We start from the raw sequence: 16266 nt of genomic DNA, 5'->3' as shown, positions 1-16266 counted from the left end.
TGGAATGCCTCCCCGCAGATCGTTGTGGCCAAACCAGCCAAGCCTATTCAACCGGCAAGTGGCGGTAGTCAAACTCGGCAAACGACACTGGTTTCAGCCCAGTCAGCACCCGCTTTTTCTCACGCCTGGCCTTGCCGGAGCCGGACCAATCAATCACTTTGCCCGTCAACAGGTTGGCGCTGGTTCCGCTTTCCTGCTCATCGCTGCCATCCACATAGACGTTGACGGATTCCAAGCCGATGAGCATCAGTCTGCTCGCTTGCTGCCTGAATTGAAGTTCCATCCCCCAGTGCGAACAACAGCCACCCGAGCCATCACTATGAACAAAAACAGACTGCCGTTTAATATCCACTACATAGAAAATGCGTTCATGTCCGGGTAAAGCTCGTGAGGCCTCAAGCAAGCTGAAGGTGTGGTCTTTCGCACCCAGAAACACCAACACCTTTACATCTTCAACGCCATGATCGTTGTAATTGGGGTCTCCGAGGAAGGTGGCAAAATCCGTGATTCCATCACCATTGATATCCCCGAAGGCCGTGGCGTCCTCATGAAAATGCGCTCCAGGGGCGTAATGCTCAAATGCGGCTTTGGCTTGTGCCAGAAGCGCTGGCGCAGGCCCCGCTAGAACCGGGTTTGCACAAACCGCAAACCCGGCCAGCAACATAGATAGCAAATTGCGCTTCAGCTTTTTGTACAAATAAGCATACCACATCAGTAAGCAAACACCTGCACCACGTTGTAGGTCGAATCTGCAATCTGCACCTGCCCGTCATGCGCATGCATGAAGTACGGCATCCACACCCCCCCCTGATCCAGGTGCAGCTTGAACAACGAGATGCCGCCCAGGAAGGTCAGGCCGTTTTCGTCAATGCGGAACAGCTTGAGTGCGCGGTTGACCAGATCGTTGAGGATGAGTTTGTCACCATCGACCGCCAGACTGGTCGGCAGCATCAGCTTTTCACCATCCGGCTGGCCCTCTTCCCAGTAGCCTTCGCGGCCGCAGGCCCACAATGATTTGCCGTTGCGGTCAAAGCAACACACGCGGTTGTTGAACTGGTCGGTGACCAGCACGCGGTTCTGGCTGTCCAGCGCAACGTCGGTGGGGGTGAAGGCGGCCTGATCATGCTCGCCTTCCCAAATGAAGTTTTTCACGAAGACAACCAACCCGGTGGGCAGGATCTGCCATTTGGCTATGCGGCAGTTGAGCGAGTCCACAATGAACACCTCGCCGGCATCGCTGACCGCCATGCCCTGCGGGCCGCGCATGCAGCCATCACCCTTGCCATACATGCCGAACGGGATGCCATAGTTGAGCAGATGGCCGAACGGGCCGATCTGGTACATGGTGACGGTGCCGAAGTTGAAGTTGTCCACCAGCACCAGCGGTGTGCCCGGGCAAAGCTGGCCGAACAGCGGCACCTTGGGGTGGTAGACCGCCACGCCCAGGTTGCCGGCCAGGAAATAGCCCTCGACCAGATTGCCGGGGATGGCCTGGAAGTCTTCCTCGCGCTCGCGATAGCCCTTGATGCGCCAGTTACCAGCATCGACGGTGAGCTGCAGGTCTTTCAGCGGCAAGCCGGACAGCGCGGCTGGCGCCAGTTTGTTCGCATCGCCAAACCAGAAGCGATAGGCCTGCTGCATGTTCTGGCTGGCTTGCTCATACCATTGCAGGAAGGGGTTGTACTTGAGGTAATCAGGCAGCTCGGCATCGACCTTGCCGGCAACTGGCGGATTGGCCGGCGGCAACAGGTTGGTGACGGCGGTGACACAGTTGAATTGCGGATCGATGCGACGGTTGCCCGGCATATCGCGGCGCGCACCCAGTGTGGCAATCATCTGCGCTTCAGGAAAGCGGCGATCCAGGTGCGGAATACGCAGCTTGGCCACGCGCGACGAGAACGGCTCGCTGATATAGAAAATATCATCCTCTTCCCCCTGGCAGATCACATAGGGGTTGAGCAGTGCGGCATCTTCCATGGCGTAGTAGATCGGGTCGGTCAGCGAGTGCACCGGCTCGTCGCCGTGGTTCCAGCTCGGGCGCACGCCGGCCAGCGTGGATTCAAGCCGGCCATCCAGGCTGTAGACGCTGATGGTGTTGAGCACGTGATCGGGGACGAACACGCGTTCGCCGATCACGCCGACGTAACGCATGATGTTGAGCATGCCCACACCGGTGGGCTGGCCAAAGCAGTGGTTGACCACCGGCTTTTCGGCCTTCATTTCATAGTGCTCGTTGATCGGCGCATTGGCCGGGCACTTGAGGATTTCATAGCTACCGGTATTGGCGATATACAGGCTGCCCTCCAGGTCAGAGCTCAGCCCCTGCGGCCAGTACAGGTCATGCCGCGTGCCATCCGGGTCGATCAGCGTGCGGAACTCGTTCACATAGCGGCCGTGCTCGTCATAGCGCACGCAACGATTGCGCATCTTGTCGGTTTCGGTATGGAAGAATTCGTCGTTGACGTGGATGGAATAGCCGCCGTCGCGCTGCATCACCACGGTGACACCGTTCGGGTCTTGCAGCGGCGCGCCGCCGTTTTCCTCGCGGTTGCCAAAGGCAAACTCGAAGTCGATGCGCTCTCCCTCGTACGCCATGACCACCACGCGCGAGTTGCCCATATCGGTGATGTAGACCAGGTTTTTCTGCGGGTGCGGGTGCACGTGGAAAGGCATGCGGAACGGCACCTTGCCCTCACCCTTGTCGGCGGGCGCCGGGGCATACAGCACGCGGATGATGCGTGTCAGTGTCTTGTCCAGCACCAGCACACGGTTGTTGCCGGTGTCACAGACCCACACGTGCTGCTGCCGGTCCATGCACAGGCCGACCGGTGAATTGAAGGTGAAATCCTCCGGCACCGGGCCACGGAAATCAGGGTTTTCCTTGGCGCTCTGACCATACAACGCTACATGCTGAAACACTGCCTTCGTCTGCGACTTTGCTGCCATGGTTTCCTCACCGGTTGGGTTCCTGTTCAGAAAACACCATAGCAGAAAGATGAAAGAAAGCTTGTTAAGCAGTGACCGAGTGTTTCATATCAGTCTTATGTATGTATTTGATAGAACGCTGCACAGCGAGTGAGTGGTGAGCGGCGCATCGCAGACGCGCCACTTTCAGTCATTCACGCCGGCCGTTTGGCATATGCAGCATCAAACAATTGCTCCAGCCCGGCGTGCGTGCCGCGCAGGCCGTCGATCACGGCACGCGCCCAATCAAAATATTCCTGCTTGCGTGCCAAAGGCCAGCCCGCCGGCGGGCTGGTCGCCAGATCGCGCAGATTGCAGATTTTGTCGGCCAGCTTTACCAACCGCGCTTCATGGCTCAGATGCGGCGCATGGTCGATCTGCGCCTGCTTGCGCGCCGCCTTGGGCAGGCTGCGGTCATCGGTGACTTCCAGCACCACCGCCAGTACCTGCGGGCCGAAAGCGGCGGCGATTTCTTCTGGCGTGGTGTCGGTGTCTTCGATGGTGTCGTGCAGCAGCGCCGCCACGACGGCCAGCTCGGGCACCCCATCCACCTCATTGCACAACACATCAGCCAGCGCCAGCGGGTGGTTGATATACGGCAACGCCGCTTCATCCTTGCGGCGCTGATCGCGGTGTTTTTGCGCCGCAAAACAAGCCGCGCGAATGATGTTGTTCATCCTGCTGCCCTCACGCCGCCAGCCACGCCAGACGCAGCACCAAGCCCCACAGCAGAAAGGCCGACAGCGAATACGCTGCAAAGCGTGCCGGCACGCGGTTGATGGTGCAATGAATCGCACTGTGCACCACACGGCCCAGCACAAAGCCCCATGCGAGGATGTGCAGCCAGCCATCCTGTAAATGCAATGCCAGCGCGATGGCACAGGCGGCGTAGAAAATCACCGGCAGCTCGAACAGATTGCGCAGGTTATCGGCCGGGCGCAGCACGGAATCGGGCAGCAGTGCACGCAGCGATTCAGGGGTGGCAATGCGTTGCGGGTGGATGCGCTCGGCCATCATGTAGCGAAAACGCCGTTCATACATCAGCAACCAGACAACAAATGTGAGCAGGAACATTACGAGCACAGGTGCAAGCATGAAATTGCCTCAGGATTTCGAGTGAAGTTGTTTGCGGCATCCGCGGTCAGGGAGCCAGCAAACCAATGCGTTCAGTATGGACTGCTCAGCGGCATTTGCCGTGGCGCGCGCGCGTGGCTGCGATGCCGATGGATTGAACCGTGTGTTCATGATTGCTGCAGCGGCTGCACCCAACCTGCGCGCCGCAGCAGCAGGTACGCCAGCAGGGCAATCGCGCCACACAGGTATCCTACAACCAATACCGGAATAGCAACCCACAGCAGCATTGTTGGCGCCACCTCCAGCAGCCTATCAGGGCCAATCAACCGCAGCCAGACCATCACCCAGCCAAACTGCACTGGCAGGTAGAACAAGGGTGCCAAACCCAACCGCCAACACAACGCGCGCAGGGAGCACACCCCGCCCAGTTGCCAAGCAAACAGCGCAGCAAACACCAGGTAAGGCGGACCAACGATCTCATGAAGCATGCTGATGGCCTCAGCAGGTGGTTGCCCCAACAGCATCAGCAACAAAACCGGAATTGGAAGCAGCAAGCAAAGGCGAAAGTAGCGCGTTGTTTTCAATAGCATATGCAGCAGAATCAATTCGGAAGCAAGATAAGGCTCACCTGTGCTTGCGGGGCCTTTCCCACTTTGTCGGCAACACTTGGTCACCCACAATAAAGGGTAAAAGCCGCGCAATATTACGGGCATCATCAATTCCACGATGATGCGTGCCGGCAAAGCGTAAGCCTGCCAGCCGAATTGCATCACCCAGCCCGGGCTTTCCATTCAATTGTTGCCGCTCAACCAAAGCTCGCTTCAAGTTGCAGTGCGGCGCATTGATGGGATATGACAACTGGTGATAAGCACAGTCCTGCTGCAACTGTTTGAGGTCGTAATCACCCCAAGAGCAGAAAACAAAATCCTGATACTGGTTCAGCCATGCTCTGAAATCAGCCAGTACCGTAGCTAATGGCAATGCTTCGTCGACATCCCGCTGTGTAATAGATGTAAGCCCAATGCAAAACGGTGTTAGCCGTGGATGGCGCACCGGCTGTACGAAACAGGCGAATTCATCCACAACCTGCAATGTAGCCGCATCGACCATCACAGCGCCAAATTCAATAATTTCCATCTGCGCACGTGGCACCAAGCCTTGGTCGCAACACGTCGCCTCAAAATCGATCACCAGGTAGTGCGCAACGCGGCGCAAATCATCTAATTCCAAAGGATTTTCCCCATTATCGAGTATTAGTTAATACTCGGAATTGAGAGATAAGGTCGCAAGTCTCTCACCTTCGCGAACTGGCCGCAGCATCGCTGCGGCCCAAGCATCATTTTAACAACTGTGAATCTCAGCACGGCAGGTATCAAGTTGATCAATCCTCTCCCCTGGACAATCAGGCAACACACCGCGCGGCTCGAGATCGCGCTTGCGCCGATACCTCCCGTATCGAGTGCACAAGTTGCACTGACGGCAAAGCCAGCAAATGCTGCAATTGGGTTGCATGCCGCGCCTGCAACCCCGCCAATCCGCTTTCCCAAGCCTCGTTCAACCATTCCATCAACCACAGTTTATGTCGCTGAATGCGCATGTGGCTGCCACAGCGGGCATCCCAGCGGCGGGTGCCGATGTGGCCAAGTCCGATCCATTCATCCACCACGGCCTCGATCAACGCCAGCGGCACCGGGGTGGGCCAGCGGCGGCGCCATTGCTGCGGCAGCAGACGCGCCAGTGCCTTGCGGTCACGCACGCGGCCGGCAATGGCGCTCCAGACAGCCAGCCTGGCGATGTCGTCCAGGCCATCCAGCGTAGCCATGACTTCGTGCGCCAGTTCGGCAGGAACTGCAGGCATGCTGGCCGGGGCGTAGCGGCTGTGCACGATGGTAATGTCGGCAGCGCGCACCGCCCACGCCAGCAAATGCACAATACCGAGGAAGGGCTTGCTGGCCACGATCTGGGCCGGGGAAACAAGAACGGACATGTGAGGCTCCTGGAAGTTGGCATTGCACCGGTTTCCCGGCACATGGATCACACCACTTGATTCCGCAACGACTGCGGTTTGTGCGGCGTTACATAATGATCAAATACTAACCAAGGATAGCAAAAATATCAACCAAATTTAAGTCATCAGTTAGCAAAAAGCGCGGCCATCGCAAACCAAAAGAAGCAAACCATCCACTTCACGCGAGCTGCAACACTGCAAGACGGACGAGGTACGCCAGGCAGGGCGTGCTTTGAAACAACGTGCGCAAGCACGCTGAGCAAGAAGGCAACACATCACCGCCGTTGCAGCGGTAAATTTTCAGGCGGGCAAGATTCGGCAAAAAAAAGCGTGTAATCTGCCTGAATCAGATTGAAAGCTTGCCGATCATGCGCCTAACCAAGCCCCTCATTGCCGTTGTCGCTGCTATTGCATTTGCCGCCAGTGCCGGCGTGGTGTCCTGGCACTTCATCAGCAAATCCAAGGACGACGTCACCCAGCAGATCGACCCGAACACGGCATTTGCGGTGCTCGAAGCAGCCAACCGCAGTTACGATGGCTCGCCGGCGCTGGCACTGACGGTGACGCAGCCGTTGGAGTCAGGGCAGGATTTCGACAAGCTGATCCAGGTGTTCGAGATGGGCAAGGATGGCAAAGCCAACCCTACCCCGACACCGGAAGGCGAAGACGGTGCGGCAGTCGATGCCAGCGACGAAGACCAGGCCCAGCCCAAGGTGGCGCTGGATAAATCGGTCAGCTCGGCGCCGGCCGATGTCGCCACCAATGGCGGCAAGGCGGTCAAGGGCGGCTGGGTGCTGGGTGACAACCCGCGCATGCTTTATCTGCCCAATGTGAAGCCCGAAACACGCTACGTGATCGTGGTCAGCAGTGACCTCAAGGACAAGGCCGGCCATACGCTGGGTGGCGAGCAGCGCTACTCGGTGAACACCGCCGCCGTGGCGCCGGCGTATTACTTCGCCAGCAACGGCATGGTGCTGCCGGCCGGGCAAAACGGCGGCCTGCCGGTGATTACCGTCAACGTACCGGAAGTGGACGTACAGTTCCTGCGCGTGCGCAAAGAGCAGATGCCGCGCTTCCTCGACATGGTGATTGCCGGCCCGCGCAAGGCCAAGCAGGCGCCCGCCGATGGCGAGGACGACGATGCCGACGCCGAATGGCGCAAGCCCTACTCCGAACAGCACCACGAGCTGCACGGCGCCGTGGGTGGCTGGGAGCTGGACCCGCTGCACAAGATGACCGACAGCATCTATCAGGCACGTTTCGTCACCGAACAGAAGGCCAACAAACAAAGCGTGACCTTCTTGCCGGTCGAGGACATCAAGGAATTGAAAGAGCCCGGCATTTACGTGGCCATCATGAGCAAGCCGGGCCGCTTCGGCTACGACTACCAGACCACCTATTTCTATGTGTCCGACCTGGGCCTGTCGCTGCACGTCTACCCCAAGGGCACCACCGCACTGGTCAGCTCGCTCACGTCGGGCAAGGCGCAAAGCGGTGTTACCGTGTCGTGGCTGGATGGCGCCGGCAAGCTGCTGGGCAGCGCCAAGACCGACAGTGATGGCCGTGCCGATTTTGCCGAACGCCCAGCCAAGGCCCGCCTTGCCGTAGCGGAAAAGGACGGCCAGATTTCGCTGCTGGCGCTGAAAGAGCCGTCGCTTGATCTGTCCGAATATGACATCAGTGGCGACCTCTACAAGCCGGTACGCCTGTTTGCCTACAGCGGGCGCGATCTGTATCGCCCCGGCGAGCAGTTCGATGTCTCCATCATCGCGCGCGATGCCGACGGCCACCCGGTGCCGCCACAGCCCATCCAGGCCACCTTGCGCCGCCCCGATGGCCACAACCAACTGGTGTCCACGCTCAAGCCCAATCCGCAGCACCCGGGCTATTACCAGCAGCACGTGGAAATTCCGCTCGATGCCCCCACAGGCGTGTGGTCGCTGGAACTGCGCAGTGATCCGGCCGACAAGCAGCCGGGCACCGTGCTGCGCTTCAATGCCGAGGAATTCCTGCCCGAGCGCATGAAGCTGGACCTCTCCAGCAACGCTGCGCGGCTGCAGCAAGGCACCGACTTCACCATCGACGTGAACGGCAGCTATCTGTACGGCGCACCGGCAGCAGGCAACCGCCTGCTGGGCACCGTGGAATACCAACGCAGCCGCAACCCGCTGGCGGCCAAGCTGCCGGGCTATCTCTTCGGCAGTGTGGACGATGACAACGTCGCCAAGCGTGTAGAGCTGGATGAAACCGCGCTGGACGACCAGGGCAAGACGCAGGTAGAGATTGATACCCAGCCCGCAGCTGGCCGCAATTCACCGATTACCATCCGCAGCACGCTCAGCCTGCTGGAAAGCGGCGGCCGCCCGGTGATCCGCAGCCTGGAGCGGGTATGGTGGCCGAGCGACGCGCTGTATGGCGTACGCCCCAAGTTCAGCAACGACTATGTGTCGGAAGATGCGCTGGCCGAATTCGACGTGGTGCTGGCCAATGCCGACGCCCGCCTGCTCGGCCATCGTGCCGTGCCGGTACGATTGATCCGCGAAAACCGCGACTGGTACTGGCGTTATGACGACCAGCGCGGCTGGAACTCCGGCTTCGTCGAAAGCAGCGAGCTGATCACCACGCAAAGCGTGGACATCACTGCCGGCAAGGCCGCCACGCTCAAGCTGCCGGTGAAATACGGCCGCTACCGCGTCGAAGTCGGTACACCGGGCGCTGCCGGCAGCGCAGCTTATCGTTTCTATGCCGGCTGGTCGGCCCAGCGTGACCAATCCGATGGCGTGCGCCCTGATCGTGTCGCGCTCAAGCTCGACAAACCGTCCTACCAGGATGGCGATACCGCCCACCTGACCATTGCCGCCCCGCATCGTGGCGAGGCCATCGTCGCCGTCGAAGGAGACCGCCTGCTGTGGATGAAGCGCATCCATATCGACAGCGACAGCCAGCAGCTCGACATCCCGCTCGATGCCAGCTGGAAGCGCCAGGACATGTATGTGTCCGTCACCGTGCTGCGGCCGGGCAATGCCGGCGATCTGGTCACGCCCACACGTGCGCTGGGGCTGGTGCATCTGGCGCTGGATCGCAGCAAACGCAAGCTGGCGGTGAATCTGGCTGCGCCGGACAAGGTGCTGCCGGAAACCACCGTACCGGTGCAGATCAAGGTGCCAGCGGCACAGGGGCAGAAAGCCATCGTCACGCTGTCTGCGGTGGATGAAGGCATCCTCAACATCACCAGCTTCAAGACGCCCGATCCGTTCCAGTCTTTCTTCGGCCAGTTGCGCTATGCCACCGAGCTGCGCGACATTTATGGCCGCTTGATCGAGAAAATGGCCGGCAAGAAGGGCAAGTTGCGCTTTGGTGGCGATGCATCGCTCAAGCAGCCGCCCAAGTCGCCGCAGAAAGTGAAGCTGGTCGACCTGTTCAGCGGCCCGGTACAGCTGGATGCCAAGGGCAATGCCACGGTGCCGCTCAAGCTGCCGGACTTCAACGGCCGGCTGCGGCTGATGGCCGTGGTCAGCGCGCCGGACCAGTTCGGCGCGGCCGAGCGCTCCATGGTCGTTGCCGCGCCGATGATCGCGGAAATGAACACGCCGCGCTTCATCGCGCTGGGCGACAACGCCACGCTGGCGCTTGATCTGCACAATATGTCGGGCAGCACGCAGGCGCTCAAGATTACCGTGACGGCGGGCAATGGCCTCACGCTGAGCGGCGCACCGCAAGCGGCCACCCTCAAGGACAAGGAAAAAGCCACGCTGCGCTTTGCGGTTGCCGCCAGCGGCGCACCGGGTCTGGTTGACCTGCGCGTGCAGGTGGAAGGCAACAAGATCGCGCTGGATCGCCACTTCGCGCTGGAAGTCGAAGCCCCCACCCCGCCACAGCAAACCACCTCGGTCTTTGCCGTGCCGCCAGGCGAGAGCATCACACTCAAGCATGCCGATGCAGCCAGCTGGTATCCGGGCCGCAGCACGCAATTGATGCTGAGCGCACTGCCGCCGCTGAATGCCAAGGATGCGGTGCAGGGCCTGCTGCACTATCCCTATGGCTGCGCCGAGCAAACCACCAGCTCCAGCTATCCGTGGCTGTTTGTTGATGAAGCGGCCGCCAAGCAATACGGCGTGAAGAGCTATACCCGCGCCGAGCGCGCAGCGGTGCTGGACAAGTCGTTTGCCAAGCTGGGTGCCTATCAGGCACCAAATGGCGGCTTCAGCCTGTGGGGTGATGCCAGTGCGCATGATTACTGGCTGAGCGCCTACGTCACCCGCTTCCTGCAGGATGCGCGCGAGCAAGGCTTTGCCCCGCCGCAGGCCATGTATGACAAGGCCATCGGCTATCTGCAGGAACAAATGCCGGCCGGTATTGCCACCTTGCCGACCAAGGGCAGCAACTGGAACGGCGCCAGCAACTGGCAGACCTATTGGGACTACCGCAACCGCAACTTTGAAGCACTGGCGCAAGGCGCGCTGGTGCTGGCGCAGGATCGCAAGATCCAGCTGGGCACGCTGCGCCAGCTGTTCGAGGTGCGCGGCAATGCCAACAGCGCGCTGTCGCTGGTGCAACTGGGCGTTGCGCTGCAACTGATGGGCGATGCGCCGCGCGCACAGACCGCCATCAGTGAAGCGCTGGCCAAGTCGCGCATCAACGCCTCGTACTGGTATGACTACGGCAGCGACCTGCGCGATGCCGCAATGAGCTGGCTGCTGCTGGACAAATACAAGCTCAACAGCGCCGGCAGCGGCAAGCTGCTGGGCAATCTGGCCGAGCTGAGCAAATCGCGCCGCTATCTGAGCACGCAGGAGCAGATGGCGCTGTTCTTGGCCGCCCGCCGGCTGGAAGGCAGCGAGGGTGACAGCTGGAGCGCCACCTTGTCCGGCGCCGAAGATGCCGAACTGACCGGCAAGACCGCGCAATACCGTGCTCTGCCCCAGGCCAGCGGCGAAGGCTATACGCTGAAAAACACCGGCAGCAAGGCGCTGTTCGTGGTGATGAGCGCCGTCGGCCATCCGCGTCAGGTCAGTGACTCCACGCCGGGGTTGAGCATCGAGCGCAAGTATTTCACCGCTGACGGCAAGCCGCTGGGCAACAACCCTACGCTCAAGACCGGCCAGACCATCTGGGTGGAAGTGCTGACCAATGCCAACCGTTTCATGCCCAATGCGCTCATCGTTGACCGTGTACCGGCCGGGCTGGAAATCGAAAACACCCATCTGATCCAGGGCGAGAAAGGCGATGCGGTGAAGATCGACGATGCCAACCCGGTCGATGCCATGGCCGACCAGCGCATCGTGCATGTGGAATTCCGCGATGACCGCTTCGTGGCCGCAGTGCGGCTGGGCAGCTGGTGGAACGACCGCCTGCGGCTGTTTTACCGCGCACGCGTGGTCACGCCAGGCAAGTTCGTCATTCCGCAAAGCCTGATCGAAGACATGTACGACCCGCAAACCCATGCAGCCAGCGCCGCACCGGGCACCTTGCAGGTGGAAGACGCCAACGCACCACGCAAAGCGCCGGTTAAGTCGGAAACGGACAGCATTCCGCCGGCGGCAGCCCCAGCGCAGCAATGACGGGACGTTGGGGCAGGCTGGCCGCCGTGGCACGGCGGCTGCAGCCGCGTTCGCGCGCAACGCGGCGCGTACTGGGCGCATTGTTGCTGTTGATCGTACTGGTGCTGGTGCTGGACCGCCTGTTCCCGCTGCCCGAGCGCGGCCACGGCAAGGACTTTGCCGCCGTGGTGCTGGCGCGCGACGGCACGCCGCTGCGCGCCTTTCCCGATGCGCAGCATGTCTGGCGCTACCCGGTGCGCTACGATCAGGTATCACCGCAATACGTCGAAGCGCTGATCCGCTACGAGGACCGGGGCTTCTGGTGGCACCCCGGCATCAACCCGCTCGCACTGCTACGCGCGGTGGGGCAGTGGATACGCTATGGGCACGTCGTGTCCGGCGGCTCCACGCTCACCATGCAGGTGGCGCGCATCGTCGATCCGGTGCCGCACTCCTTCGGCGGCAAGCTGCGCCAGATGCTGCGCGCGCTGCAACTTGAGCTGCATTATTCCAAGCGGCAGATTCTGGAAATCTACCTGAACTACGCGCCCATGGGCGGCGTGCTGGAGGGCGTCGAGGCCGCCAGCCGCGCCTATCTGGGCAAGCCCTCGTTGCGCCTGACGCCGGCAGAAGCTGCGCTGATGACGGTACTGCCGCAAATGCCGTCCCGGCTGCGGCCGGACCGCTTCCGTGCCGAGGCACAGGCCGCGCGCAACAAGGTGGTCGAGCGCATGCGTGGCCGCTGGCCCGAACAGACCATCAACGAAGCGCTGACCGAGCCGCTGGTGGTGCTGCGCGGCCGCGAACTACGCCTGGCCCCGCTGCTGGCGCAACGCGTGCACGACCAGCGCCCCGGTCAGGCCATCGTCAACACCACCCTGGACACCGATGCACAGCGGTTGGTGGAGCTGTTGCTGCTTGATCGCGCCAACCTGCTGCCGCCACATGTATCAGCCGCCGCACTGGTGATGGATAACCGTGACCTCAGCGTATTGGCCTATGCCGGCTCGGCCGATTTTGGCGACCCGACGCGTTTTCCGTGGGTGGATATGGTACGCGCCCAGCGCTCGCCCGGCTCCACGCTCAAGCCCTTTCTGTACGGCATGGCGCTGGATGATGGCTTGATTCACTCCGAATCATTGCTGATCGATGCCCCGCAATCATTCCACGGCTATGCGCCGGGCAACTTCGGGCAGGCGTTTTCCGGGCCGGTCAGCGCCTCCGAGGCGCTGGTGCGCTCGCTCAATGTGCCAGCCGTGCAGGTGCTGGACCATCTGGGACCGGAACGTTTTGTTGCCCGGCTGCACAACGGCGGCCTCAAGATGGTGTTTCCGCGTGGCGCCAGTGCCAACCTCAGCGTGATTCTGGGGGGCGCCGGCACCACGCTGGAAGAGCTGGTCGGCGCCTATAGCGCGCTGGCGCGCAACGGCATGGCCGGCCAGCCGCGCCTGACGCCCGATGCCCCCAAGGTCGAGCGCCGTTTGCTCAGCCCCGGCGCGGCCTTCATCATCCGCGACATCCTTGAGGGCGGCGGGCTGACTGCCAAAGCCGTCGGCGTACGCGCAGACCGGCGCGGCGTGGCCTACAAAACCGGCACCAGTTATGGCTTTCGCGATGCATGGACCGTGGGTGTCAATGATCGCTATACCGTCGGCATCTGGATCGGCAACCCGGATGGCACGCCCAACCCCGGCTTCTACGGCGCCAATATCGCCGCACCGCTGCTACAGAACATTTTCGACGGCCTGCCCATGCCGGCAGCCAGCCGCAGCCGTGTACAACCGGCCAGCGTCAGCCAGGGCACCATCTGCTGGCCCGAGGGCCGGCTGGCCGGGGGCGACGACCCCATGGTCTGCCAGCTGCGCCGCAGCGCCTGGCTGCTCAACCAGACCGCGCCCCCCACGCTGCCCGGCGAGCACGATGCCCCCGATCAGCGCCGCCAATGGCTGGCAGATAATCGCAGTGGCCTGCGCGTGAACAGCGATTGCACCCGCCTGCCCTATCACGAAGTCAACGCTGCCCGCTGGCCGGTGCTGCTGGAACCTTGGCTGGACCAATCCACGCGCGAACGCTATCAGCCGCCAGCCTGGGCGCCGGGTTGCCATGGCGATCCGGGCACGGGCGAACCCTTGCATATACTGGGTGCCATCAGCGGAGAAATCATTGCTGCAACGCCCGGCAGCCCGGTGCCGACGCTGCGGCTGGCCACGCGCGGCGGCAATGGCCCGGTGAACTGGCTGGTGAACGGCGTGCTGATTGCCATCAGCCGCGGCAACGACACGCAGCTGATCAAGCTGGAGCAAACCGGCCGCCACGATATCACCGCCATTGATGCTGAAGGTCATTTCGACCGCGTGCAGGTGACGCGCCGCTGATTGCGCTACCGTCACCGCGACGGCGTATGCTTGCAATGGCGCGGGTCAGCCACCGCCCGACCGCAGAGGGGCCATGTTGCGCAAAATCACACTCTTGACTTGCTTGTTCGCCAGCGCGGCCAGCGCCGCGCAGCCGGCATGGGTACTGTTGCGTGCCGACCGCGAGCAAGGCGGGCTGTATCTCGACCCGGCCTCCTACCATGCCAACGAAGCTAACCAGGCGCAGGCCAGCTTTTTGATCCGGCTGCAGCCCCCGTTCCGTGCGGTAAACGGTCAGTTGGTCCGCACTATCGCACGCAGTTTTTCGGCCGATTGCCAGGCCGGCATCCTGCACGGCGGCACACCGGCCTTCTACGGCACCGACAATGGCAGCGGTGCGGAATTGAATCCCTTGCAGAACGATGCCCGCCCTACCTTGTTGCTACCGTGGACCGCTTTTGTGGCCGAGATGCGCTACGTACTGTGCCACCGCAACGGCGGCCCCACACTACACCTGCCACCCGGCACGCTACCGCCCTGATCATGCATTCGCGAGAATAACCGTGCATCACCAAGCAAAAAAATGCACATTTATGCACATTGTTTTTAGAAAAATCATGCATTAACATGCAACCATGCAAAACGATCTCCCTCTTGCCCGGCGCGACGTCATTGCCGGCCGGCTGGCTGCAGGGCAGCCTGTAGTCGCAGCCGAACTGGCTGCCGAATTCACGGTGTCCGAAGATGCCATCCGCCGCGACCTGCGTGCGCTGGCGGCCGAGGGGCGCTGCCGGCGCGTCTATGGCGGCGCACTGCCCCTCTCGCCGGCCGCAATGCCCATGTCGGCCCGTATGCATAGCGATATGGCGCGCAAGGCCGCACTGGCTGAGCATGCGGCACAAGGCATCCAGCCGGGCGAGCTGCTGTTTCTGGACAATGGCAGCACCAACCTCGCGCTGGTCGATGCCTTGCCCGAGGATCAGGGACTGACCATCGCCACCAATTCGGTCGATATCGCCGCCGCCCTGCTGCGCCGGCCCGAATTGCCACTGATCCTGCTTGGCGGTGCAGTAGACCCGTTGGTGGGGGGCTGCGTGGATGCCAGCGCAGTACAGGCAGTCAGTCGCATGCGCATTGATCGCTGTTTTATTGGTGCCTGCGCAATTGAAGCCACAAGTGGCGTTTGGGCCAGCACGCTGGCCGATGCCACATTCAAGCGCGCGCTGCTGGCCGCCAGCCGGCAGCGCATCGTGCTGGCGATCCAGGCCAAACTGGCCGCCCGCGCCGCACATCACGTGGCGGACTGGGCCGGCATCAGCCAGCTGATCCTCGAACACGACACCTCGCCCGAGCAGTTGACCGCGCTGGCCCATGCCGGTGCGCAAACCCGACTGGCCAGCTGACCTCAGCAAGGAGAACCCTATGCATTTCGCCCATATCGCCCTGTGGACCCGTGATCTGGATGGGGCCGCCGCCTTCTGGCAGCACTACTTCAACGCCAGTGTGGGGGCGCCCTACCACAGCCAGCGCCGTCCCGGCTTTGTCTCGCGCTTTGTCACCCTGCCCGGCGGGCAGGCGCAGATCGAACTGATGACCGGCCCGTGGCTGGATGATGCCGCACCGGGCGAGCACACCGGCTGGGACCACCTCGCCATCGCGCTGGACGATGCCGCCGCCGTCGATACCTTGGCCGCACGCTGCAATCACGATGGTCTGCTGCTCTCCGCACCGCGCACTACGGGCGACGGCTTCTACGAAGCCGTGATTGCCACGCCGGATGGCTGCCGGATCGAGATTACCGCTTGAAACTGGTCGCAGTGCTCGACACCCACAGCAGCATATACTTTGGTGCCCCTTTCCACGTCAATCAACCATGAGCCGCGCAGCCACGATTTCCCTGCAGTTTCCCTACCTGCTCACGCCCCTGACACTGGTTAACTATCTTACTTGCCTGGGCTGGCGTTTTGATTGGGATGGTCAATTCACCTACTGGGATGCCCTGGCAGATAAGGAAGTAACGGTTCCTTTTGCCGAAGCGCACGCCCGGCTTGAGCAACTGACTGCGACGCGAAGCCATGCACTTTTGAGCGCTTGGCAAGTCGGGCCTGATCCGCTGGGCGAGTTGAACACATATGAGTTGAACTTTGATATCGACACGAATGATGCCAGCCGGGTCGATGCTTACACTTACGCTGCGAAAAAACGCTGGACAGAAAATGGCACTGCAGTTGACTTCGACTGGTACATCGAAAGGCTCTGCCCAAGCGGTAACATTGGCTTGCCAAGGCCGACGGTCATATCAACCACTCTGGAACCCTGATCCAGC

13 protein-coding genes are annotated in these 16266 nt (G+C 61.6%); 6 read left to right on the top strand and 7 right to left on the bottom strand.

What is annotated here, in order from left to right; genetic code table 11:
- Positions 1-43: 43 nt before the first annotated feature.
- The 7 genes from B9A19_RS22125 to B9A19_RS10800 form a co-directional block, all read right to left on the bottom strand.
- Positions 44-712, bottom strand: a complete 669-nt coding sequence (locus B9A19_RS22125; protein WP_139798777.1) for a hypothetical protein — start codon at positions 710-712, stop codon at positions 44-46.
- Positions 712-2946: an NHL repeat-containing protein gene (locus B9A19_RS10825; RefSeq protein WP_084090812.1), complete on the bottom strand. Its 2235-nt coding sequence runs from the start codon at positions 2944-2946 to the stop codon at positions 712-714. Before B9A19_RS10825 ends, B9A19_RS22125 begins: the two co-directional genes overlap by 1 nt.
- Positions 2947-3119: 173 nt before the next feature.
- Positions 3120-3641: an HD domain-containing protein gene (locus B9A19_RS10820; RefSeq protein ID WP_084090811.1), complete on the bottom strand. Its 522-nt coding sequence runs from the start codon at positions 3639-3641 to the stop codon at positions 3120-3122.
- Positions 3642-3651: 10 nt separating this feature from the next.
- Complete coding sequence (locus B9A19_RS10815) at positions 3652-4059, bottom strand: MAPEG family protein (protein ID WP_084090810.1); 408 nt, start codon at positions 4057-4059, stop codon at positions 3652-3654.
- Between the two features lie 146 nt (positions 4060-4205).
- A complete protein-coding gene (locus tag B9A19_RS10810; RefSeq protein WP_139798776.1) occupies positions 4206-4643 on the bottom strand; it encodes a hypothetical protein in 438 nt (145 codons plus the stop codon).
- Between the two features lie 19 nt (positions 4644-4662).
- Positions 4663-5268 carry a 3'-5' exonuclease gene (locus B9A19_RS10805; protein WP_084090808.1) on the bottom strand — a complete coding sequence of 202 codons (606 nt, stop codon included), beginning with the start codon at positions 5266-5268 and terminating at the stop codon, positions 4663-4665.
- 172 nt (positions 5269-5440) lie between these two features.
- Complete coding sequence (locus B9A19_RS10800) at positions 5441-6025, bottom strand: hypothetical protein (protein ID WP_084090807.1); 585 nt, start codon at positions 6023-6025, stop codon at positions 5441-5443.
- A gap of 389 nt (positions 6026-6414) precedes the next feature.
- On the opposite strand from B9A19_RS10800, the gene B9A19_RS10795 reads away from it, so the two are divergent.
- The 6 genes from B9A19_RS10795 (at position 6415) to B9A19_RS10770 (ending at position 16260) form a co-directional block, all read left to right on the top strand.
- Positions 6415-11607 carry an alpha-2-macroglobulin family protein gene (locus B9A19_RS10795; protein WP_084090806.1) on the top strand — a complete coding sequence of 1731 codons (5193 nt, stop codon included), beginning with the start codon at positions 6415-6417 and terminating at the stop codon, positions 11605-11607.
- Positions 11604-13961 carry a penicillin-binding protein 1C gene (pbpC, locus tag B9A19_RS10790; RefSeq protein ID WP_084090805.1) on the top strand — a complete coding sequence of 786 codons (2358 nt, stop codon included), beginning with the start codon at positions 11604-11606 and terminating at the stop codon, positions 13959-13961. Before B9A19_RS10795 ends, pbpC begins: the two co-directional genes overlap by 4 nt.
- A gap of 73 nt (positions 13962-14034) precedes the next feature.
- Positions 14035-14481, top strand: coding sequence for a hypothetical protein (locus B9A19_RS10785; RefSeq protein ID WP_084090804.1), 447 nt, complete (start codon positions 14035-14037; stop codon positions 14479-14481).
- Positions 14482-14575: 94 nt separating this feature from the next.
- Complete coding sequence (locus tag B9A19_RS10780; RefSeq protein ID WP_084090803.1) at positions 14576-15343, top strand: DeoR/GlpR family DNA-binding transcription regulator; 768 nt, start codon at positions 14576-14578, stop codon at positions 15341-15343.
- A 19-nt stretch (positions 15344-15362) separates the two neighbouring features.
- Positions 15363-15746 (top strand): VOC family protein, encoded by a 384-nt coding sequence (locus B9A19_RS10775; RefSeq protein WP_084090802.1) that lies wholly within the window; start codon positions 15363-15365, stop codon positions 15744-15746.
- Between the two features lie 67 nt (positions 15747-15813).
- On the top strand, positions 15814-16260 hold the full coding sequence (locus B9A19_RS10770; RefSeq protein WP_084090801.1) for a hypothetical protein: 447 nt from the start codon (positions 15814-15816) through the stop codon (positions 16258-16260).
- Positions 16261-16266: the final 6 nt, after the last annotated feature.

Source organism: Andreprevotia lacus DSM 23236, assembly GCF_900176275.1.
Classification (GTDB): Bacteria; Pseudomonadota; Gammaproteobacteria; order Burkholderiales; family Chitinibacteraceae; genus Andreprevotia; species Andreprevotia lacus.
This window is presented reverse-complemented; position numbering and strand designations above follow the sequence as displayed.